This window comes from Cupriavidus sp. FW216-B1, assembly GCF_058789195.1.
The window spans coordinates 1-21,266 of the sequence record NZ_JBYTEL010000033.1; the positions used below are offsets into that span (position 1 = coordinate 1).

Sequence of the window (21,266 nt, forward strand, 5' to 3'; positions counted from 1 at the left end):
CTTTCTTGGCCTACTTTCTTTTCGGACAAAAGAAAGTAGGTCGCTCCGGAGGAGCGAAAGCCTTTGACTTTGACGTTAAAGCCGTTGACTTTGAAGTTAAGCCTTAGATTTTAACTTTCTCAAAAGCCAAATCCCCCCTTCATCCCCGATCAAACACCGCAATAGACTCCACATGCGAAGTATGCGGAAACATATTAACCACCCCCGCCCCCGACAACCGATAACCCGCCTCATGCACCAGCAGCCCCGCATCGCGCGCCAGCGTCGCCGGACTGCATGACACATAGACGATCCGCCGGGGCAGCACATCGCTGCCAGCCTGGGCCAGCTCGCCGAGCGCCTTGCACACCGCCAGCGCACCCTCGCGCGGCGGGTCGACCAGCCAGCGGTCGAAGCGGCCCAGCGCGGCGATGTCCTCGGCGCCGACCTCGAACAGGTTGCGGCAGGCGAACTCGGTCTTGTGGTCGAGCCCGTTGCGGGCGGCATTGGCCAGCGCCCGCGAGGTCAGCAGTTCGCTGCCTTCGATGCCCATCACCGAGCGGCCGCGCGTGGCCAGCGGCAGCGTGAAGTTGCCGATGCCGCAGAACAGGTCGAGCAGGCGGTCTTCCGGGCGGGCGTCCAGCAGGCGCAGCGCGCGGCCGATCAGCACGCGGTTGATCTGGTGGTTGACCTGGGTGAAGTCGGTCGGCTTGAACGGCATGCGGATGCCGAACTCCGGCAGCGTGTAGGCCAGCTCGCGGTCCAGCGGGTAGAACGGCGCCACCGTGTCCGGGCCCTTGGGCTGCAGCCAGAACTGCACGCCGTGCCGGTCGGCGAAGGCCCGCAGCAGGTCTTCGTCCGCGGCGGTGAGCGGCTCCAGGATGCGCAGCACCAGCACGGTCACGTCCTGGCCCACGGCCAGCTCGATCTGCGGCAGGCGGTCGCGGATCGACAGCCCCGTCACCAGCTCGCGCAGCGGCACCAGCATGGCCGAGACATGCGGCGGCAGCACTTCGCAGCGCGTCATGTCGGCGACGAAGCTGCTCTTGCGCTCGTGGAAGCCCACCAGCACCCCGCCCTTCTTGGCCACGTAGCGCACCGTGAGGCGGGCGCGGTAGCGGTAGCCCCAGTCGGGGCCGGCGATCGGGCGGAACACCACGTCCGGGCGCAGCTTGGACAGGTGCCAGAGATCGTCCTCGAGCACGCGCTGCTTGATCGCCAGCTGCGCGCGCGAGTCCAGATGCTGCATCGAGCAGCCGCCGCACACGCCGAAATGCTGGCAGCCGGGCTTCACGCGCATCGGCGTGGCGTGCTTGATCTCGACCAGCGATGCCTGCTCGAAGCTGGCCTTGCGCTTGAAGCTGCGGTAGCTGACGGTCTCGCCGGGCAGCGCGCCCTCGACGAAGATGACCTTGCCGGGCGTGCCGTCCTCGTTGACCAGCCGGCCGACGCCGCGCGCCTCCATGTCGAGGCTGTGGATCTGCACCACCGGCAGCGCGGCGTCCGGGGAAGCCGGAGGCGCGGAGGCAGGAACAAAAGCGGGAACGGAAGCGGGAACAGAAGCCGGCGATGCGGCTTGCACGCCATTTCCTGGCGCCGGTTGGGCTTGTGGTCGAGTCACGGCTTGGGACACCTGGGGAACTGTCATATTGTTTTGCGAAAGCGCGATTGTAGTCCAGACGCGGCCGCGTCCGACCACGATGGCGGCGCCCGGCCGGCCTGAAACCAGCACGGGACAAGCGCTGCCGATTGGCGCAACATGGATGCTGCGCGCAAACCCGGGCCGGCAGCCGAGCAGGAGACGACATGGAACTGATCTCGTGGAACATCCAGTGGGGCCGCGGCGCCGACGGGCGCGTCGACCTCGCCCGCACCGTGCGGACCCTGCGCGCCATCGCCGACGCCGACGTGCTGTGCCTGCAGGAGGTGACGCGCGGCTACGCCGAACTCGCGGGCGGCCCCGGCGCCGACCAGGTGGCGGAGCTCACGGCCCTGCTGCCCGGCTACCGCATCCTCTACGCGCCCGGCGTGGACCGGCTGGACGCCGACGGCTCGCCACGCCAGTTCGGCAACCTGATCGCCACCCGGCTGCCGGTGCGCGAGGTGTTCCGCCATACCCTGCCCTGGCCCGCCGACCCGACCGTGCCGTCGATGCCGCGCGTGGCGCTGGAAGCCACCGTGGTGGCCGGCGAGCGCCACCTGCGCGTGATCTGCACCCACCTCGAGTATTACTCCACGCACCAGCGCGCGGCGCAGGCCGACGCGCTGCGCGTCTGGCACCGCGAGGCATGCGAGCACGCCAGCCAGCCGGGCCGGCGCGAGCACAAGCCCGGCCCGTTCACGCCCGAGCCGCGCCCGGTCTCGGCCGTGCTGTGCGGCGACTTCAACAGCGCGCCCGACGACATCGCCTACCTGCGCATGCTGGCCCCCTACGACAGCCCGCACGAGCCCGCCACGGTGGCGTGGCACGACGCCTGGATGCGCGCCCACCCGGGCCAGCCGCACGCGCCCACCTGCGCGCTGCACGACAAGGAACAATGGCCGCAGCCGCCGTTCGCCTGCGACTTCGTCTTCCTCACCGAAGACCTGCTGCCGCAACTGCTGTGCTGCGAGGTGGACGGCGAAACGCAGGCCTCCGACCACCAGCCCATCTATCTGTCGCTCGCGGACGAATAGCCGGCGGCCGTGGCCGCATGGCAAACGCCCCGGCGCGGCATGGCCGGACCGGGGCGCGACAGGACAGCCGGCAAAACCAGCCACCGCGGCGGGGTCAGATCTCGGGTTCTTCCTCGTCATCGCCGCCGGCGTACACCGGCTTGATGCGGAACGCGCGCAGGTAGTCCATCCACTGCGCGCCGGGCAGTTCGGCCAGCGACTGCTGCACGAACTCGACCTCGGTATCGAACTGCCGCGGCGTGAGGCCGCCGCGCATCAGCTGGAAGCGGCAGTACACCAGGTAGGTGTTGACGACGTCGGTCTCGCAGTAGTCGCGGATCGCGCCCAGCTGGCCGTCCTGGTAGGCCTGCCAGACCTTGCTGCCGTCCATGCCCATCTTGCCGGGAAAGCCGCACAGCTTGGCGAGATCGTCGAGCGGCGCGCTGGCGCGCGGCTGGTACATCGCCAGCAGGTCCATCAGGTCCAGGTGCCGCATGTGGTAGCGGCTGATGTAGTTGTTCCACTTGAATTCGCGGCTGTCGGACTCGCTGCCCTCGCCCATCTCCCAGTAGCGCGGCGCCACGATGCCGTGGACCAGCCCGCGGTAATGCAGCACCGGCAGGTCGAAGCCGCCGCCGTTCCACGACACCATCTGCGGCGAGTAGCGCGCCACGAGGTCGTAGAATTTCTGGATCAGCACGGCCTCGCCGTCTTCCGGCGTGCCGAGCGAGCCGACGTGGAACACCGGGCTGCCGTCGCGCTGGTTGCGCCGCAGGACGCACGAGATCGCGGCGACGCGCTGCAGGTAGTGGGGCAGGAAATCGCTGCCGTTCTTCTCGCGCCGCGCCGCGAAGGCATGCTCCGCGACTTCGGCGTCGGTCATGGAATCGGGATGGTCGTGGAGACGACGCAAACCATCGACATCGGGAATCGTCTCGATGTCGAATACCAGCACAGGTGTCATAGAACGGCGTCCTTGCGCACGCCTTGGGAAGCGAAATGGCGCTTGAGCTTGACCAGCGCCTCTTGCTGGATCTGGCGCACGCGCTCGCGCGTCAGCCCCATTTCCTCGGCAAGTTCTTCCAGCGTGGCCGGCTCGATATGGTTGAGTCCGAAGCGGCGCTCGACGACGTAGCGGTGTTTCTCCGACAGCCGCGCGAGCCACTGCTTCATCAGGTTTTCCAGCTCGCGGTGCGCGACTTCCTGGTCGGGCGCGGCGTTATGCTCGTCCGAGAGGAAATCCAGCAGGCTGGAGCCGGGGTCGAGGTCGAACGGGGTGTCGAGCGAGGTGGTGTGCTCGTTGAGCGCGAGCACGTCCTGCACTTCGTCCGGGGTCTTGCCCAGCAGGTGGGCGATGTCTTCCAGGCTCGCGTCGCGCCCGTCCGTGCCGCCCTTCTCCAGATGGCGCTTGGCGCGCAGCACCTGGTTGAGCTCGCGGATGACATGGACCGGCAGGCGCACGGTGCGCGCCTGGTTCATGATGGCCCGCTCGATGCTCTGGCGGATCCACCACGTGGCGTAGGTCGAGAAACGGAAGCCGCGCGAGGGATCGAATTTCTCGATGGCGTGCATCAGCCCGAGATTGCCTTCCTCGATCAGGTCCAGCAGCGGCACGCCGCGGTTGAGGTAGCCCTTGGCGATGCTGACCACCAGCCGCAGGTTGCGCTCGATCATGACCTGGCGCGCGGAGAAGTCGCCGCCCTTGGCCAGCGTGGAGAAATGCAGCTCCTCGGGCGCGGACAGCAGCGGCTTGATGCTGATGCGGTTCAGGTAGTGCTGGACGGTGTCGGCTGCCAGCTCGGTGTGCAGCACGGTGCGGAAGTCGTCGTGGTCGGGCGCGGCGGCCTCGCTCTCGCCCTCTTCCTCGTCGTCGGATTCCTCGTCCTCTTCGTCGCGGGCCTGGCGCTCGACTTCCTCGACCATCAGGTCGGCCTCGCGCAGGCCGGCGGTGCCGCCCGCCGTGATCGGCTCATCGGTCAGCGGCACCAGCTCGGCGGCCGGGTCCTGGTCGTAGGCATCGGCCTCGGCATCGGCCTGGGCCACGCCAGCGGTCTGCTGCATCTCCGGCTGCTTGGAACGCCGGGTCCGGCTGGTGCTTCCGGTTGAGACAGTTTTCTGGCGTGCCATGAATCCTCACTGTGGCGGCAGATACCGCATCGGATCGACTGGTTTCCCGTTCTTTCTTACCTCGAAATGCAGTTTCACACGATCGGTGTCACTGTTGCCCATCTCTGCAATCTTTTGCCCCTTGCGGACCGTTGCCTGCTCTGTGACCAGCACCTTGTCATTGTGGCCATACGCAGTGAGATATGTATCGTTGTGTTTGATGATGACAAGATTCCCGTAGCCGCGCAAGGGGCCAACGTGAATCACGCGGCCATCGTCCGCCGCCTGCACCGGATCGCCTTTCTTGCCGGCAATATCGATGCCCTTGTTGCCCTTTTCGTCGAAGTGGCCGATCAACTGGCCGGTCACCGGCCAGGCCAGCTTGATGCCGCTGTCGGCCGCCGCGGCCGAGGCCGGCGCGGCGGTCGTGCCGGGCGCCGACGATGCCGAGGCCGCCGGCAGCGGCACGGGCACCGGGCGTGCCTGGTCGATCGGCTGGCCCTGCACCGCGCCCGGCGTCACCGGCATGGTGGCCACGCCGGTGCCGGCGTTCACGTCCGCGCCCGGCGGCGCCACGCGCAACAATTGACCCACTTCGATCTGGTTCGGATTGGTGAGCTGGTTCCAGCCCGCCACGTCGCGATAGGATTGGCCGTTCTCGAGCGCGATTCGATAAAGCGTATCGCCTCGCTTGACGCGATAGTAGCCGGGCGGCGCCGGCTCCAGCGGCGCGACCCCGGCCACGCCGGCACCGGAAGTGCGGTCCACCACGGGAGCCGGCATCGGCGAAGAGGCGCAGGCCGCCAGCAGCGACAGCAGCAACGAGGCGGTGACAAGCTGCCCGGCGCGGGCGAAACGTTCCGTATTCACGATATTGTGCATAGTTCGACTCAGATAGTGCCCGATTTTAATGGCACAAAGAAAACGGCTTCAAGCGCGGTCCGGTGAAATCGATGGCGGTTGCGCCGCTCGATCAACAATAACTGCTGCGTGATGGTCTGGCCCGGCCCGCCGGCGGTGGGCGCCACCGCCACCGGGGCGATCAGGCGCCCGCCGATGGCGAGCTGCTCCAGCAGCGCCTGCGGCACCTCCATGCCGGCAGCCGCCAGGATGATCGCGGAAAACGGCGCCGCCTGCGGCAGGCCCAGCATGCCATCGCCGTAATGCAGGCGCAGGTTTGGCACGCGCAGCGGCCGCAAGTTCGCCTTGGCTTGTTCGTGCAGCGGACGGATCCGCTCGATGGAGAACACTTCGCTGGCCACCAGGCTCAGCACCACCGCCTGGTAGCCGCAGCCGGTGCCGATCTCCAGCACGCGCGCGAGCGGCTCGTCGGCGGCCAGGCCGTCGCGCAGCAGCTCGATCATGCGCGCCACCACCGACGGCTTGGAAATGGTCTGCTGGTGGCCGATCGGCAGCGCCGCGTCCTCGTAGGCCTGCGACGCCAGGCCCGGCTCCACGAACAGGTGGCGCGGCACCGTGGCGATGGCGTCGAGCACGCGCTCGTCGCGGATGCCGGCCGCGCGCAGCCGGGCCGCCAGCGCGCCGCGCGCGCGCCCGGAGGCCATGCCGCCGCCCGCGGTGGCGGCGCTGGCGCGGGCCTGCACCGCGCTGGCCGGCGGCACCGGCGCGGGCACGCCCGGCGCGCGCGCCTTCGCCGCCTTGGCGACCGCCGCGCCGCGCGCGCCGCCCACGGCCGGCAGCCCCGCGGTGCGTGCCGGCGCGGGCTTGCGCTCGACGACGGCGTCCAGCGAGAGCGGGAATTTCGGGCGGCGCGGGGCAGTGCTCATGTCGGCCGGGGACAGCGCAGGAAAGACGGGCTTATGCCAGCCACTGGTTGATCTGCTCGAGCTGGGCGCGGTGCGTCAGGTCGAGCTGCAAGGGAGTCAGCGAGACGTAGCCTTCGCCGGTGGCATGGAAATCCGTGCCCTCGCTCGCGTCGCGCGCGTCGCCGGCGGGGCCGATCCAGTAGTTGGTGTCGCCGCGCGGGTTGACCTGCGTGATCACCGGCTGGGACGGATGGCGCTTGCCCAGGCGCGTGGCGCGGTAGCCGCGGATATGCTCGAACGGCAGGCTGGGAATGTTGACGTTGAGCAGGAACGGCTCGGCCGCGGGCCTGGCGATGTAGCGCTCGACGATGTCGCGCGCCACGCGCGCGGCGGCGTCGAGATGGGTCCAGCCCTTGTCCACCTGCGAGAACGCGATCGAGGGAATGCCGAGCAGGAAGCCTTCGATGGCGGCGGCGACGGTGCCCGAGTACAGCACGTCCTCGCCCATGTTCTGGCCCTGGTTGATGCCGGACACCACCAGGTCGGGCTTTTCCTCGAGCAGGCCGGTCAGCGCGATGTGCACGCAGTCGGTCGGCGTGCCGTTGACGAAGCGAAAACCCTTCTGCACGCCTTCGCGCGCCTCGTAGATCGACAGCGGGCGTTGCAGCGTCAGCGAATTCGATGCGCCGCTGTGGTTCTGCTCCGGCGCGATCACCGTGATGCGCCCCAGCGGCGCCAGCGCGGCATGCAGCGCGGCGAGGCCGGGGGCCAGGTAGCCGTCGTCGTTTGCGAGAAGGATATGCATGGCCGCGATTGTACCTGACAAGAATGCCGCGCAAGCCGCGCGCGCGCCGCAAAAGACAGCGCGCCGCCGCGCCGCGGCGATGCCCGCGCGGGAGCTAACAGAACGACCGTGCTATTTTGCGCTACACTTGCCCGGGCCTGTTGCAGGATGTTGCAGGACCCGCCTGGCGCGAGGCCCGCGCAGCCGGCACGGCGCGCGCGTGCACCCGTGTTCGCGCCCCCGTGCGCCGCCGCGCGGGGGACACGACGACGCCGACGACCATATACCGGAGACATGATGAAAGCCGTACTGTGCAAAGCCTGGGGCCCGCCCGATTCGCTGGTGCTCGAAACCCTGCCCGACCTCGTGCCCGCCCAGGGCGAGGTGGTGATCGACGTGAAGGCCGCCGGCGTGAACTTCCCCGACGTCCTCATCATCCAGAACAAATACCAGGCCAAGCCGCAGCTGCCCTTCTCGCCGGGCTCGGAACTGGCCGGCGTGGTCAATGCCGTCGGCGCGGGCGTGACCCACGTCAAGCCCGGCGACAAGGTCATCGCCTATCTCGGCAACGGCGCCTTCGCCTCGCAGGCGAAAGCCCCCGCCAGCGCCGTGGTGCCGATGCCGCCGGGCATCGACTTCGAGACCGCCGCCGCGTTCACGCTGACCTACGGCACCTCGCACCACGCGGTGGTGGACCGCGGCGAGCTGAAGGCCGGCCAGACCATGCTGGTGCTCGGCGCGGCCGGCGGCGTGGGCCTTGCGGCCATCGAGATCGGCAAGGCCATCGGCGCGCGCGTGATCGCGGCCGCGTCCACCGACGAAAAGCTGGCGGTATGCAAGGAACACGGCGCCGACGCGCTGATCAACTACAGCACCGAGGACCTGCGCGAGCGCGTCAAGGCCCTGACCGACGGCAAGGGCCCGGACGTCATCTATGACCCGGTCGGCGGCGTCTATGCCGAGCCGGCCTTCCGCTCGATCGGCTGGCGCGGCCGCTATCTCGTGGTGGGCTTCGCCAACGGCGAGATCCCCCGCATCCCGCTGAACCTCGCGCTGCTCAAGGGCGCCTCGCTGGTGGGCGTGTTCTGGGGCGACTTCGCGCGCCGCGAGCCCAAGGCCAACCAGGCCAACATGGCGCAGATGCTGGGCTGGATGAAGGAAGGCAAGATCCGCCCGCACATCTCCGCGCGCTATCCGCTCGAGCAGGCGCCGCAGGCGCTCAAGGACATGGAAGCGCGCAAGGTCACGGGCAAGATCGTGATCGTGCCGTGACCTTCATGCCGTGACCCGCTGACGCGCGCCTCGCGGCGCCGCGCGGCACGCCCAGCGGAAGCCGGGAAAAAAGCGCCCGGATGCTCGACGCATCCGGGCGCTTTTCCGTTTCGGGCGCGGCCGCGGCCGCGCCGGGAGCGCCGCGCGGCGATTCGTAGGAAACCTCTATATCGCGGGTATCCCCGGACACACAGCAGTCACGCGGCGAGGCAAGAATCGCGGGCTGAGCCAACGCGCGCGTGCGCGGCAGCCAACGCATCCACCTATAAGGAGAAACAAGCCATGGATCGTCGCCGATTCTTGAAATGGGGAAGTTTCATCACCGTCTCGGTCGCCACCACCGGCCTGGCCGGCTGCGGCAGCGACGACAGCGCGACGCCGGATCCGGCGCAGCCCGCCGCGCCGGCCGCGCCAAACCCCGCGGACAATTTCAGCTTCCTGCACGGCGTGGCCTCGGGCGACCCCAAGCCCGACAGCATCGTGCTGTGGACCCGCGTGGAAGGCGACAACGGCAAGCAGCCGGTCGCCGTCAAGCTGCAGGTATCGGCCCAGTCCGATTTCTCCACGCTGCTCGTCAACGACACCCTGAGCGCGCTGCCCGACTGGGACTACACGCTGCGCAACAAAGTCACCAACCTCGCCGCGGCCACCACCTACTACTACCGCTTCGTGGTCGGCAGCAAGACCAGCCCGGTCGGCCGCACGCGCACCGCGCCGGCCGCCGGCACGCCGCTCACCCAGCTCAAGTTCGCCTTCGTCAGTTGCCAGGACTGGAGCGTGAACCACTGGGCCGGCATGGAAGAGCTGGTGGCGCAGGACCTGGATTTCATCGTCCACGTGGGCGACTACATCTACGAGACCGTGGGCGCCAGCTTCCAGACCGGCGCGGTGGAAAGCCGCCACGCCCAGCTCAAGCTGCCCGACGGCACGCTGCGCGACGACGGCGCCACCTACGCCACCACCGTCAACGACTACCGCTATCTGTACAAGTCCTACCGCGGCGACGCGCGCCTGCAGGCCCTGCACGCGCGCTTCCCGGTGATCGCCATCTGGGACGACCACGAGTTCTCTGACGACTGCTGGCAGGACCGCCAGACCTACAGCGTCGCCGACGACGCCACGCCGCGCACCGCGCGCCGCCGCAGCGCCAACCAGGCCTGGTTCGAGTTCATGCCGGCCGACGTGAGCCTGGACCTGAACAACCCCTCGTTCCAGAACATCCAGATCTACCGCGCCTTCACCTTCGGCAACCTGGCCACGCTGGTGATGACCGACGAGCGCCTCTACCGCGCCGACCACGTGATCCCCGAGCAGGCCGCCGGCAGCGAGATCGGCAGCCGCTACTTCGTGCCCAAGGCCACGCTGGCCGCGCTCGAAGGCGCCAAGATCGCCGGCGCCGGCAACGCGCTGACGCCGGTCTCCATCCTCGGCGACACCCAGCGCGCCTGGTGGCAGACCCAGATGAGCAGCGCCGCCACCACCTGGAAGCTGTGGGGCAACGAGGTCTCGCTGCTGCGCATGCAGATCGACGGCACCCAGGCCATCGCCGCCATGTTCGCCACCGCGCTGGTCCAGGCCAACGCGGCGCTGGCGCCGCTGCAGGCCGCCATGACCGCCGCGCTGGCCGCCGACCTGAGCGCCGCCAAGAGCGGCGGCACCTACCCCGGCGCGGTGACCTACGCCAACCTCAAGGCGCTGCTCGGCGCGGCGCCCGTCAACATGCCCGGCGCAACCTTCGACGCCGGCATCAAGCCCCTGCTGGACGCCCAGTTGCCGCCGGTGGCGCTGCTCGACCAGTACATCCTGAACGCCGACCAGTGGGACGGCTACAACGCCGAGCGCAAGAGCCTGATGGCCTTCCTCAAGGCCCAGGGCATCGCCAACGTGGTGGCGCTGACCGGCGACATCCACGCGTTCTTCGCCGGCCCGGTGATGGACGACTACGACGCCGCCACGCCGGTGCCGGTGATGGTGGACCTGGTCACGGCCGGGTTGTCGAGCAATTCGTTCCAGAGCTACTTCAAGAGCGTGGTGGACACCGACGCCGCCTTCGCCGCCGCCAAGCCGCTGGTGTACGTCACGCAGGGCGGCACCGTGGTCAACACCTTCAACGACACGCTCAAGGCCTTCAACCCGTGGATCAAGCACGTCGATTCCGACGCCCAGGGCTACGCCGTGGTGACGCTGACCGCGGCCAAGCTGAGCTGCGAGTTCCACAAGCTCAAGACCCAGGCCAACGGCACCGCGCCGGCGCTGCCGGCCACGGCCAGCACGCAGGTGATCGAGGTGGCGGCGGGCGTGGCGGCGGTCACGGTGGTTTGATCTGGGGGTTTGCTGGCTTGAGGACTTGCCGGCTTGCCAGCTTGCCGGCGACGCCACGGTCGGCCGCCGGTTTGCTCCCCTCTCCCGCCTGCGGGAGAGGGGTCGGGGGAGAGGGCCGGCGCGGGCGAATGCCGCCGTGCCGAAAAAACCGGCGGCGTCGTTCATTGCCCCGGCCGCCTTACAGCTTCTCCGTCTCCCCCGTGCGCGGCTGCCACTTCATCAGCCGCTTTTCCACGCTGCCCACCAGCGTGTCCAGCACCAGCGCCGCCGCGGTCAGCACCACGATGCCGGCGAACACGGTGTTGATGTCGAAGGTGCCTTCGGCCTGCAGGATCAGGTAGCCCACGCCGCTGGCCGAGCCCAGGTACTCGCCCACCACCGCGCCGACGAAGGCCAGGCCGACCGAGGTATGCAGCGACGAGAACACCCAGCTGGTCGCGCTCGGCAGATAGACGTGGCGCAGCAGTTGCCGCTGGTTGGCGCCGAGCATGCGCGCGTTGGCCAGCACCACGGGGCTGACTTCCTTGACGCCCTGGTAGACGTTGAAGAACACGATGAAGAACACCAGCGTCACCGCCAGCGCCACCTTGGACCAGATGCCGAGGCCGAACCACACCGCGAAGATCGGCGCCAGGATCACGCGCGGCATCGAGTTGGCCGCCTTGATGTACGGGTCGAGGATGGCCGAGGTGAGCGGGCTGAGCGCCAGCCACAGGCCCACGCCGAGGCCGGCCGCGGTGCCGATGCCGAACGCCAGCAGCGTCTCGGCCAGCGTCACGCCGAGGTGCAGGTAGATGTCGCGCTCGACCACGAACCAGCTCCAGATGCGCTGGGCCACCATCAGCGGCTCGCCGAAGAAGAACGCGACCTGCTGCGAGCGCGTGGCGAAGTGCCACGCGGCGAGGATCACAACGAGGACGAGCAGTTGCCAGAAGCGCAGCATGCCCTTGGAATCGGGACGGAATGCCATGAGGATAGAAATAGAGTCGGACCGGATTGGATGGCGGATGCCGGGGTTGCGGCGGCGGCCGCTTCAGGCCACCTTGCGCTGCTGCGCGTAGCCCTTGAGCACTTCCTCGCGCAGCACGTCCCAGATGGCGGCATGCAGCTCGACGAAGCGCGGGTGGTTGCGGATCTCGGCCACGTCGCGCGGGCGCGGCAGGTCGATGGCGAACTCGCCGATCGGGTGCGTGCCCGGCCCGGCCGACAGCACCACCACGCGGTCGCTCATGGCGATGGCCTCGTCGAGGTCGTGGGTGATGAACAGCACCGCCTTGCGCTTGGCCGCCCACAGCTCCAGCACCTCGTTCTCCATCAGCTGGCGGGTCTGGATGTCGAGCGCGGAGAACGGCTCGTCCATCAGGATGATGTCCGGGTCCAGCACCAGCGTCTGCGCCAGGCTCACGCGCTTGCGCATGCCGCCCGAGAGCTGGTGCGGATAGCGGTCGCCGAAGCCGCCCAGGCCGACGCGGCGCAGCCAGGCCTCGCCCTGCCGCGCGGCCTCGGCGCGCGGCACGCCGCGGAACTCGAGTCCGGCGATCACGTTGTCGAGCGCGCTGCGCCACGGCATCAGCGCCTCGGCCTGGAACATGTAGCCGGCGCGCGCGTTGATGCCGCGCAGCGGCTCGCCGAACACGCGCACCTCGCCGGCCGACGGCTGCAGCAGGCCGGCGCCGACGTTGAGCAGGGTGGACTTGCCGCAGCCGGTCGGCCCCACCACGGAGACGAACTCGCCCGGCGCGATGGCCAGGGTGACGTCCTTGACGGCGGTGTAGCGCTGGCTGCGGTCCTCGCGCGAGACGAAGGTGCAGGTGACGTTGTCGAGGGAAAGTGCGGCAGTGCTCATGGCTGGCTCTGTGCCGGCCCGGGGCGACGGCGGTGCCCGGCACCGCCGCGCGGCCCCGGGCCGCGGTGGAATACTGGCGCCGCGGGTTGCCCGCGGCGCAAATGCAAAGGCCCGCTGCGCGCAGCGGGCCGCCGGTTCCCGTGGCGCGGGCGGTGGCTTACTTGTACTTGGCGTTGGCCTTCAGCACGAACGCGTTGGTGAAGGTGTCATCCAGCCTGATGGCCTTGCCCTTGAGCTCCGGGTCGAACTGCTGCAGCGTGTTGAGCGCGGTCCGGGGGCCGTCGGCCGGCATCACGCCGTCCGGCGAGATCGCTTCCTTGACCTTGTCCCACGCCGCCAGGTACAGCGCGCGGTCGCCCAGCAGGTAGCTCTCCGGCACGGTCTTGACGATGTCGGACGGGCCGGCCTTCTGCAGCCACTTGAGCGCGCGCACCATCGCGTTGGTCATGGCCTGCGTGGTGTTCGGGTTCTGCCGGATGAAGGCGGCCGACGCATAGAGGCAGCCCGACGGCATGTTGCCGCCGAACACGGCCTGGGTGTCCTTGAGCGTGCGCGTGTCCGAGGCGATGCGCACTTCGTTCTTCTGCGTGAGCATCGACACCACGGGGTCGAGGTTGGCCATCGCGTCGATCTGGCCCGAGCGCATCGCGGCCACCGCGCCGGCGCTGGCGCCCACGCCGATGAACGACACGTCGGACGGCTTGAGGCCGGCCTTGGCCAGCACGAAGTTGGCCATCATGTTGGTCGACGAGCCGGGCGCGGTGACGCCGATCTTCTTGCCCTTGAGGTCGGCGATGGACTTGAAGTTGGGCAGGTTCTTGTTGGAGACCACCAGCACGATCTGCGGGGCGCGGCCCTGCAGCACGAACTCCTGGTACTGCTGGCCCTTGGCCTGCAGGTTCAGCGTGTGCTCGTAGGCGCCGGAGACCACGTCCGCGCTGCCGCCCACCACGGCCTGCAGCGCCTTGGCGCCGCCGGCGAAGTCGACGATCTCGACGTCGAGGCCTTCGTCCTTGAAGTAGCCGAGGCGCTCGGCGATGGTCAGCGGCAGGTAGTAGAACAGGTTCTTGCCGCCCACGGCGACAGTGACCTTGGTCTTCTCGGGCTTGCCCTGGGCCTGGGCCTGGCTGCCGAAGGTGAACCAGCCCGCCAGGAACAGCGCCAGCGCGATCAGCGCCTGCTTCCAGAATTTCTTGTTATACATTGCTTTCTCCTACCTGTTCTATCCGCTCGTCCTGCCCGTTGTCTCCGCGGCGCAGTGCCGCGCAGCGGCAAGCTGCGATGCTAGCGGATGCGGCGCATGCCCGCATCGGGACCAACACCTATGCCGCGTGCGGCGGCCAGCATACAGGACATGCCTTTCGACGGGCTTTCGACGGGCTGCCGGCAGCCCGCCGCGGCCCGCCAGCCTCACTCGGCGTGGATGTCGGCGGACTTGATCACCTTGGCCCAGCGCGCCAGCTCGCCGCGCTGGTAGGCATCGAGCTGCTTCGGCCCCATGAACTTCGCCTCGGCGCCGAGCTCCTCGGCCTTCTTGCGGAAGGCCTCGGTCTGCATGATGCGTTCGATCTCGCCGGCCAGCTTGTCGACGATGGGCCTGGGCGTGCCGGCCGGCGCGTACATGGCGAACCACGACGACACGTCGAGGTCGGGATAACCGGCCTCGGGCGCCGAGGGCACGTCCTTCAGGCTGGGCAGGCGCTGCTTGCTGGTCACGACCAGCGGGCGCAGCTTGCCGCCCTGGATATGCCCCATCAGCGGCGGCGGCGTGGTGATGGTGAGGTCGACCGAGCCGCCCAGCAGGTCGGTCATGGCCGGGCCCGTGCCTTTGTATGGCACATGGGTGATGCGGATGCCGGCCATCTGGTTGAGCAGCTCGGTCGAGACGTGCTGCAGCGAGCCGTTGCCCGACGACGCGTAGTTGAGCTTGTCGGGATTGGCCTTGGCGTAGGCCACCAGTTCCTTGAGCGACTTGACCGGCAGGCTCGGCCGCACCACCAGCACCTGCGGCGCGGACAGCAGGTTGGCCACCGGCGCGAAGTCCTTGACCGGGTCCCACGCGGTCTTGGTCAGCAGCGGCGTGATGACCTGGTAGCCGGAATACTGCACCAGCAGGGTGTAGCCATCCGGCTTGGCGCGCGCCACCACCTGCGCGGCGATGCCGCCCGAGCCGCCGGGCCGGTTGTCCACCACCACCGGCTGGCCGAGGGCCTTGGCCAGCGGCTCGGAAATCATGCGCGCGGCGAGATCGGTGGTGCCGCCGGCCGCGGCCGAGACCACCAGCGTGACCGGCCGCTGCGGCCAGGCGCCGTCCTGCGCGAAGGCCGACGTGCCGGCCAGGCCCGCCACGGCGAGCGCGGCGGCGGCGCAGAGCGCCCTGCGGCGCGCGGCCGAGGCGCCGCGCGGCGCGCGGGTGTGGGAAAGCGGCGAACGTGCGGCGGCAAATGCCTGGATGCTGGACATGGGTGTCTCCTGCCTAATGCGTGTTGGTCTTGATCTGGTCTTGCGCCCGCGGCGGCCCTCGCCGCGCGGTGCGCGCCCGTTGCTACGGGGTGATGCGGCGAATCTCCGGCGCGCGCCGCTCAGCGCCGCGCACCGTCCTGCGAACCGTTCCGCGAATCTTCGTGCGGCGCTTGCGGTGCCTGCTGCAATGCCTGCTGCGCGGCTTCCTGCGCGGCGAAATGCGCCGCCATCCAGGCCGGCGGCTGGTGCGTGCGCAGGCGCGGGCCGGCGCTCAGCAACTGGCTCGGCGTGTCGCGCCGCACCAGCTCCGGCAGCCCCGCCACCACCTCGAGCAGGCGGCCGAGGTCCACGCCGGTGCCCACGCCCATCGCGGCGAACATGTGCACCAGTTCCTCGGTGCTGACGTTGCCGCTCGCACCGGGCGCGTAGGGGCAGCCGCCCAGGCCGCCGGCGGCGGCGTCGAAGCGCGCCACGCCGGCCTGCCACGCGGCCAGCGCGTTGGCCAGGCCCATGCCGCGCGTGTTGTGCAGGTGGATGGTCAGGCCGGCCTGCGGCAGCTCGCGCCGGAAGCGCTCGCACAGCGCGGCGACCTGCGTGGGATAGGCCATGCCGGTGGTGTCGCACAGCGTGATGCCGGCCGCGCCGGCGGCGGCGAACGATGCCGCCAGCGCCATCACCGCGTCCGCGTCGACCTCGCCCTCGAACGGGCAGCCGAACACCGTGGACAGCGAGACGTTGACCGGCACGCCGGCCTGCCCCGCCGCCGCGATCATCGCCAGCAGTTGCGCCTGCGACTGCGCGCGCGTCATGCGCAGGTTGGCGCGGTTGTGCGTCTCGCTGGCCGACATCACGAGGTTGAGCTCGTCGGGCCGGCACGACAGCGCGCGCTCCATGCCGCGCAGGTTGGGCACCAGCGCGGTGTAGCGCACGCCGGGCGCGCGCGCCATGCGGTGCATGACGGCCTCGGCGTCGGCCAGCGCGGGAATCGCCTTGGCGGAGGTGAAGGAGGTCGCCTCGATGCGGGCAAAGCCGCACGCGGACAGCGCGTCGAGGAAGGCCACCTTGGCGTCGGTCGGCACCACCACCGGCTCGATCTGCAGGCCGTCGCGCGGCGCCACCTCGTTGATCTCGATGCGGGCCGGGCCGGCGGAGGCGGCGAAAGCGGCGAACGTGGCGGCGCTCATGCCACCACCCCGCGCGCGCGCAGGTCGGCGATGGTGGCGGCATCGAAGCCCGCCTGCGCCAGCACCGCGTCGGTATGCTCGCCCAGCGCGGGCGCGCGGTCGTGGATGGCGCCCGGGCTGGCCGACAGCTTGGGGATGATGCCCGGCACTTCCACGGTCAGCCCGGCGGCCGAGGTCACGCTCTCGATCACGCCGCGCGCGCGGTAGTGCGGGTCTTCGGCGATGTCCTTGACGGTGTAGATGCGGCCCGACGGCACCTCGGCCTGCCGGAGCACGGCCAGCGCGTCCTCCACGCTGTGGGCGCGGGTCCAGGCCGCGATGGCGGCGTCGATCTCCTCGACGCGCTGCACGCGCCCGTCGTTGCGCGCGAGCGCCGGGTCCTCGGCCAGATCGGCGCGGCCCAGCGCATGCATCAGGCGCTTGAAGATGGCGTCGCCGTTGGCCGCCACCAGCACGTACTCGCCGCTCGCGCACGGATAGGCGTTGGACGGCGCGATGCCCGGCAGCGCGCCGCCGGCCGGCTGGCGCACCGCGCCGAACGCGGAGTATTCCGGCAGCAGGCTCTCGCTCAGGTTGAACAGCGATTCATACAGGGCCACGTCGATGACCTGCCCCTTGCCGCCGCGCGCGTCGCGCTCGTACAGCGCCAGCAGCACGCCCAGCGCGCCGTGCAGGCCGGCGATGGTGTCGCCCAGCGACAGGCCCGCGCGCACCGGCGCGCGGCCGGGCTCGGCGGTCAGGTGGCGCAGCCCGCTCATGGCCTCGGCCACTGCGGCGAAGCCGGGTTCGTCCTTCTTCGGGCCGGTCTGGCCGTAGCCCGAGACCCGCACCATGATGAGGCCGGGGTTGTCGGCGCTCAGGGTGTCGTAGCCCAGGCCCCATTTCTCCATCGTGCCGGGGCGGAAGTTCTCGATCAGCACGTCGGCCTCGGCGGCCAGGCGGCGCACCACGGCCTGGCCCTCGGCCTGGCGCAGGTCGATGCAGATCGACTGCTTGTTGCGCGACTGCGCTTCCCACCACACCGAGGTGTCGCCATGCAGCATGCGCCATTTGCGCAGCGGGTCGCCCTGCCCGGGCGGCTCGACCTTGACGATCTGCGCGCCGAAATCGGCCAGGGTCTTGGCGGCGAAGGGGCCGGCAATCAGTTGTCCGAGTTCCAGGACCCGGATGCCCTCTAGAATCTGTCGCGCCATGTGCGGGGTCTCCATGCATTTCGATTGCGGCGGGCCGCGCTGACGATCGCGCCGGCGCCACGCCTTGTTTCGACGCAGTGTGCCCCAGCCGCGCGCATGGCGGAATCGGCATTCGGAGAAGCGGGCCTTCTTGGAACGCGAAAGGCGGGGGCGTCAGAAAGGGGCGCGGTCGCCGCAGAGATGCGTGATGAGCAGGCGCGCCGACACCGTCAGCCCGGCCGGGTCGCGCATGCCGATCAGCAGCGTGCGGCGCGCCCAGGCGTCCTGCAGCGCCACCAGCGACAGGCCCATCGACTGCACGTGCGGCTCGGCCGCGATGCGCGGCAGCACGCCCACGCCCAAGCCCGCCATCACCATGCGGCACATGGCGTCGAAGCTGCGCACCTGGATGCGCAGGCGGAACGGCCGCTCCAGCCGGCTGCTTTCCTCGAGCAGGCGCGCGGCCAGCGAAGTCACCTGCGGCAGGCTGACGAAGTCGTATTCGAGGGTATCGGCATAGCGCACCGGGCCGCGCTCGGCCAGCGGGTGGCCCGGCGGCGTGACCACCACCAGCTCGTCCTGGCGGTACTCCACCGTGACCAGCCCCGCGCTCGGGGTGCGGTCGGCGAAGATGCCGACGTCGGCGCGGTTTTCCACCAGCGCGGCCACGATCTCGCTGCTGTTCTGCTCTTCGAGCTCGATGCGGATGGTGGGATGCAGCGCCATGAAGCCGGCGAGGTCGTCGGGCAGGAACTGCGTGATGGCCGAGGTGTTGGCGCACACGCGCACCTGCCCGCGCACGCCGCTGGCGTAGTCCGACATCACGCCGGCCATGCGCTCGACGTCCTGCAGGACGGTGAGCGCGTGGTGGAAGCAGGCCTGCCCGGCCTCGGTCAGCTGCACGCCGGCGGCATGGCGGAAGAACAGCGGCGCGCCGACCGCGGCCTCCAGGTCGGAGATGCGCTTGCTGGCCGCCGCCACCGCCAAATGGGACTGGCGCGCGCCCGCCGAGATGCTGCCCTGGCGCGCCACGGCGACGAACAGGCCCAGCGTGACCAGATCGAAACGGGCGAGATTCATGCGCATGCGCTGGCGGCGCGCTTACACCGAGCGCCGGTCCATCACCGCGCGGGCGATGGTGCCGGCATCCACGTACTCGAGCTCGCCGCCCACCGGCACGCCGCGCGCCAGGCGCGTGACCTTGAGCCCGCGCGCCTTGAGCATCTCGCCCACATAGTGCGCGGTGGCCTCGCCCTCGCTGGTGAAGTTGGTGGCGACGATCACCTCGGACACCGGCCCGCCCAGCGCCGGGTCGGTGGCGCGCGCCAGCAGCCGGTCCAGGTGAATCTCGCGCGGGCCCACGCCGTCCAGCGGCGAGAGCCGGCCCATCAGTACGAAATACTGGCCGCGGTAGGTCAGGGTCTGCTCGATCATGGCCTGGTCGGACGGCGTTTCCACCACGCACAGCAACGAGGCGTCGCGCCGCTCGTCCAGGCAGGTCGAGCAGATTTCCTGCTCGGTGAAGGTATTGCAGCGCGAGCAGTGCTTGATGCCGTCGGCCGCGCCGCGCAGCGCGTCGCCGAGCTTGCGCGCGCCATCGCGGTCGTGCTGCAGCAGGTGGTAGGCCATGCGCTGCGCGGACTTGGGGCCCACGCCGGGCAGGACCCGCAGCGCTTCGATCAGCGCCTGCAGCGAAATCGGGGGCGCGTTCTTCAAGCGACGCCTCCGCCGGCGAACACCACCATGCCCGCCGGCGGCGCGCGATGCGGTGCGGATTCGAGACTCATTGCCGGCTTCCTTGCGCGTGCCTGGCTCAGAACGGCATCTTGAAGCCCGGCGGCAGCGGCAGGCCGGACGTCATCGAGCCCATCTTTTCCTGCGTGGTCGCCTCGGCCTTGCGCACCGCGTCGTTGAAGGCGGCCGCCACCAGGTCTTCCAGCAGTTCCTTGTCCTCGCCCTCGGCCAGCAGGCTGGGGTCGATGGTGACGCGCTTGACGTCGTTCTTGCAGGTCATGACCACCTTGACCAGGCCGGCGCCGGACTGGCCCTCGACCTCGATCAGGGCAAGCTGCTCCTGCATCTTCTTCATGTTCTCCTGCATCTGCTGGGCCTGTTTCATCAGCCCGGCCAGTTGACCCTTCATCATGGAAAGCTCCTGATAGCGTGTTGGATGGAAACCACGGGCCGCCGCGCGTCATGGGCGCCGGCGGCCCGTCATAAAAAGAAACGGTGGCGCGGCAGGTGGTCAGGCCGCGCGTGGCTGGATCGATCCCGGCAGGATATGGCCGCCGAACTCGCGCAGCAAGCCTTGCACGAACGGGTCCTCCCCGATGGTGGCCTCGGCCTCGCGCTGGCGCTCGGCGCGGGCTTGCGCATCGGCCGCCGCCGCGGTGTCCGCGACCGCGCCGATCTCGCACTGCACGCGCACCTCGGTGCCAAGCTGCTCCGACAGCGTCTGCTGCAGGCGCTCGACCACGCCGGCCTCGGTGATCGGCGCCACCGGCGCGCGCAGGTGGAAGGTGCGCCCCACCACCTGCACCAGTTCGCTCTGGTAGGCAAGCTGCTGCGCCAGGCCCTTGAGCGGCAGGCTGGCGGCCAGCGCCGGCCAGGCGCCGGTAAACACCGGCGGCGTGCCGTCCTCGCCGGCCACGGGCGGCCTGGGCGGCGCCAGGCGCACCGGCGCGGCCGCTTCCGCCGGCGCCTGCGCGGCAGCGGGCTGTGCCGATTGCGCGGATGGTGCGGACGGACGCGACGGCTCGCGGCGCGGCGCGGCCTGCCGCATGGGCATGGGTTCGGGATCGCTATCGTAGGGACCGATGACCGGCAGGTCCGGCGGCAGGTCTTCCCACGGCGGCACGTCGCTGCTGCCGGCGAACTCCCACGGCGGGACCTCGTCCGACGGACCGTGATTGGCGGCTTCGGCGGCTTCGGCGGCTTCGGCAGACGCGGCGGCCGGCGCGCGGCGCTCGGGCGACCCGGCGCGGGCCGGAACCGGAGCGGGCGGCGCGGGCCGCACCGCGGCGGCGGCCGGGCCGGGCGGGCGCAGCGGCTGGGCCGCCGGCGCGCGCGCGGCGGGCTGACGCCCGCGCGCGGCGTGCCGGCTCAGGCACCGCGCCGTGCTTTTCGCACCGCCGATCCGGCCGTTCATCGCAGCGCGCTGGGCAGGCCGGGCGGCGCGCGGCATGCTGGCAAGGCTTGTCGAAGGCGGCAGGCCGCTCACCAGGAGAAACCGATGCAGCTCCCATTCCTCCCTCTCGCCGCGTGCAAGGACGCCGCCGCGCCGCGCCCGTGCGCCTTGCGCCGCGCCGGCCAGGCCCATCGCCAGCCGGCGCGCGCCGAGGCCGGCCACGCCCGCCCCGGCCCGGGCGCGCGGGACGAAGGAGAAGCCACGAACACGCCGCATGACGCAGCGCAAAGCGCGGCGACCCCGGGCGCCGCTACCATGCCTGCTGTTTCCGAGCCAGGCACCCGCGACATGACCGCCCTCGCCCTCCAGCCCCCGATGCGCGACAAGCTCGACGAGTTGCGCGCGCTGGCTTCCCATCTGACCGCCGGCTCGCTGCTGCAGGCCGCCACGCTGCAACTGATCGCCGAGCAGGAAAAAGCACCGCGCCGCACCGCGCCGGCGCGCATCGCCGAACTCTCGCCGCAGGCCTGAACCTGCCCCTCCGCGGGAGGGGGTGCCGCGCGCGCGTCGGTTTTTACGCCACACATCTC

Annotated in this window: 20 protein-coding genes; 4 read left to right on the forward strand and 16 right to left on the reverse strand. The window is 70.2% G+C overall.

Going from position 1 to position 21,266, the window contains the following annotated elements; all coding sequences use genetic code 11:
• Positions 1-139: 139 nt before the first annotated feature.
• Positions 140-1,468: a 23S rRNA (uracil(1939)-C(5))-methyltransferase RlmD gene (gene rlmD, locus AC3WXD_RS33245; RefSeq protein ID WP_020206968.1), complete on the reverse strand. Its 1,329-nt coding sequence runs from the start codon at positions 1,466-1,468 to the stop codon at positions 140-142.
• 317 nt (positions 1,469-1,785) lie between these two features.
• On the opposite strand from rlmD, the gene AC3WXD_RS33250 reads away from it, so the two are divergent.
• Positions 1,786-2,655, forward strand: coding sequence for an endonuclease/exonuclease/phosphatase family protein (locus tag AC3WXD_RS33250; protein WP_492325530.1), 870 nt, complete (start codon positions 1,786-1,788; stop codon positions 2,653-2,655).
• 94 nt (positions 2,656-2,749) lie between these two features.
• On the opposite strand, the gene AC3WXD_RS33255 is transcribed toward AC3WXD_RS33250, so the two are convergent.
• From AC3WXD_RS33255 to surE, 5 genes are read right to left on the reverse strand one after another with little or no spacing between them, the layout of a single operon-like run.
• The gene (locus AC3WXD_RS33255) at positions 2,750-3,598 is read right to left on the reverse strand and encodes a 3'-5' exonuclease (protein WP_029044439.1); all 849 of its coding nucleotides are present in this window, start codon (positions 3,596-3,598) and stop codon (positions 2,750-2,752) included.
• Positions 3,595-4,761, reverse strand: coding sequence for an RNA polymerase sigma factor RpoS (rpoS, locus tag AC3WXD_RS33260; RefSeq protein ID WP_059413350.1), 1,167 nt, complete (start codon positions 4,759-4,761; stop codon positions 3,595-3,597). Before rpoS ends, AC3WXD_RS33255 begins: the two co-directional genes overlap by 4 nt.
• A gap of 6 nt (positions 4,762-4,767) precedes the next feature.
• Positions 4,768-5,622: a peptidoglycan DD-metalloendopeptidase family protein gene (locus AC3WXD_RS33265; protein ID WP_020206963.1), complete on the reverse strand. Its 855-nt coding sequence runs from the start codon at positions 5,620-5,622 to the stop codon at positions 4,768-4,770.
• Positions 5,623-5,630: 8 nt separating this feature from the next.
• Complete coding sequence (locus tag AC3WXD_RS33270; RefSeq protein WP_492325531.1) at positions 5,631-6,527, reverse strand: protein-L-isoaspartate(D-aspartate) O-methyltransferase; 897 nt, start codon at positions 6,525-6,527, stop codon at positions 5,631-5,633.
• A 31-nt stretch (positions 6,528-6,558) separates the two neighbouring features.
• Positions 6,559-7,311, reverse strand: coding sequence for a 5'/3'-nucleotidase SurE (surE, locus tag AC3WXD_RS33275; protein ID WP_492325532.1), 753 nt, complete (start codon positions 7,309-7,311; stop codon positions 6,559-6,561).
• A 276-nt stretch (positions 7,312-7,587) separates the two neighbouring features.
• Between surE and AC3WXD_RS33280 the strand changes: the two genes are divergently transcribed.
• Together AC3WXD_RS33280 and AC3WXD_RS33285 are read left to right on the forward strand one after the other, a co-directional pair.
• Positions 7,588-8,562, forward strand: a complete 975-nt coding sequence (locus tag AC3WXD_RS33280) for an NADPH:quinone oxidoreductase family protein (RefSeq protein WP_020206724.1) — start codon at positions 7,588-7,590, stop codon at positions 8,560-8,562.
• Between the two features lie 282 nt (positions 8,563-8,844).
• Positions 8,845-10,884 carry an alkaline phosphatase D family protein gene (locus tag AC3WXD_RS33285; RefSeq protein WP_492325533.1) on the forward strand — a complete coding sequence of 680 codons (2,040 nt, stop codon included), beginning with the start codon at positions 8,845-8,847 and terminating at the stop codon, positions 10,882-10,884.
• A 178-nt stretch (positions 10,885-11,062) separates the two neighbouring features.
• On the opposite strand, the gene AC3WXD_RS33290 is transcribed toward AC3WXD_RS33285, so the two are convergent.
• The 10 genes from AC3WXD_RS33290 to AC3WXD_RS33335 form a co-directional block, all read right to left on the reverse strand.
• Positions 11,063-11,854 (reverse strand): ABC transporter permease, encoded by a 792-nt coding sequence (locus AC3WXD_RS33290; RefSeq protein WP_020424019.1) that lies wholly within the window; start codon positions 11,852-11,854, stop codon positions 11,063-11,065.
• Positions 11,855-11,917: 63 nt separating this feature from the next.
• A complete protein-coding gene (locus AC3WXD_RS33295) occupies positions 11,918-12,730 on the reverse strand; it encodes an ABC transporter ATP-binding protein (RefSeq protein ID WP_020206727.1) in 813 nt (270 codons plus the stop codon).
• Between the two features lie 157 nt (positions 12,731-12,887).
• Entirely contained in the window at positions 12,888-13,934 is a 1,047-nt protein-coding gene (locus tag AC3WXD_RS33300; protein ID WP_492325534.1) for an ABC transporter substrate-binding protein, read from the reverse strand.
• 206 nt (positions 13,935-14,140) lie between these two features.
• Entirely contained in the window at positions 14,141-15,193 is a 1,053-nt protein-coding gene (locus AC3WXD_RS33305) for a Bug family tripartite tricarboxylate transporter substrate binding protein (RefSeq protein ID WP_492325535.1), read from the reverse strand.
• Positions 15,194-15,312: 119 nt separating this feature from the next.
• Positions 15,313-16,377: a hydroxymethylglutaryl-CoA lyase gene (locus AC3WXD_RS33310; protein WP_492325536.1), complete on the reverse strand. Its 1,065-nt coding sequence runs from the start codon at positions 16,375-16,377 to the stop codon at positions 15,313-15,315.
• A complete protein-coding gene (locus tag AC3WXD_RS33315; protein WP_059413343.1) occupies positions 16,374-17,570 on the reverse strand; it encodes a CaiB/BaiF CoA transferase family protein in 1,197 nt (398 codons plus the stop codon). The genes AC3WXD_RS33310 and AC3WXD_RS33315 overlap by 4 nt, the downstream gene beginning before the upstream one ends.
• A gap of 153 nt (positions 17,571-17,723) precedes the next feature.
• Entirely contained in the window at positions 17,724-18,629 is a 906-nt protein-coding gene (locus AC3WXD_RS33320; RefSeq protein ID WP_492325537.1) for a LysR family transcriptional regulator, read from the reverse strand.
• A 21-nt stretch (positions 18,630-18,650) separates the two neighbouring features.
• Positions 18,651-19,265 (reverse strand): recombination mediator RecR, encoded by a 615-nt coding sequence (recR, locus tag AC3WXD_RS33325; RefSeq protein ID WP_020206733.1) that lies wholly within the window; start codon positions 19,263-19,265, stop codon positions 18,651-18,653.
• A 97-nt stretch (positions 19,266-19,362) separates the two neighbouring features.
• On the reverse strand, positions 19,363-19,695 hold the full coding sequence (locus AC3WXD_RS33330; RefSeq protein WP_020206734.1) for a YbaB/EbfC family nucleoid-associated protein: 333 nt from the start codon (positions 19,693-19,695) through the stop codon (positions 19,363-19,365).
• Positions 19,696-19,794: 99 nt separating this feature from the next.
• Positions 19,795-20,697 (reverse strand): DNA polymerase III subunit gamma/tau C-terminal domain-containing protein, encoded by a 903-nt coding sequence (locus tag AC3WXD_RS33335; RefSeq protein ID WP_492325538.1) that lies wholly within the window; start codon positions 20,695-20,697, stop codon positions 19,795-19,797.
• A 327-nt stretch (positions 20,698-21,024) separates the two neighbouring features.
• On the opposite strand from AC3WXD_RS33335, the gene AC3WXD_RS33340 reads away from it, so the two are divergent.
• Positions 21,025-21,207 (forward strand): hypothetical protein, encoded by a 183-nt coding sequence (locus AC3WXD_RS33340; protein ID WP_020205039.1) that lies wholly within the window; start codon positions 21,025-21,027, stop codon positions 21,205-21,207.
• Positions 21,208-21,266: the final 59 nt, after the last annotated feature.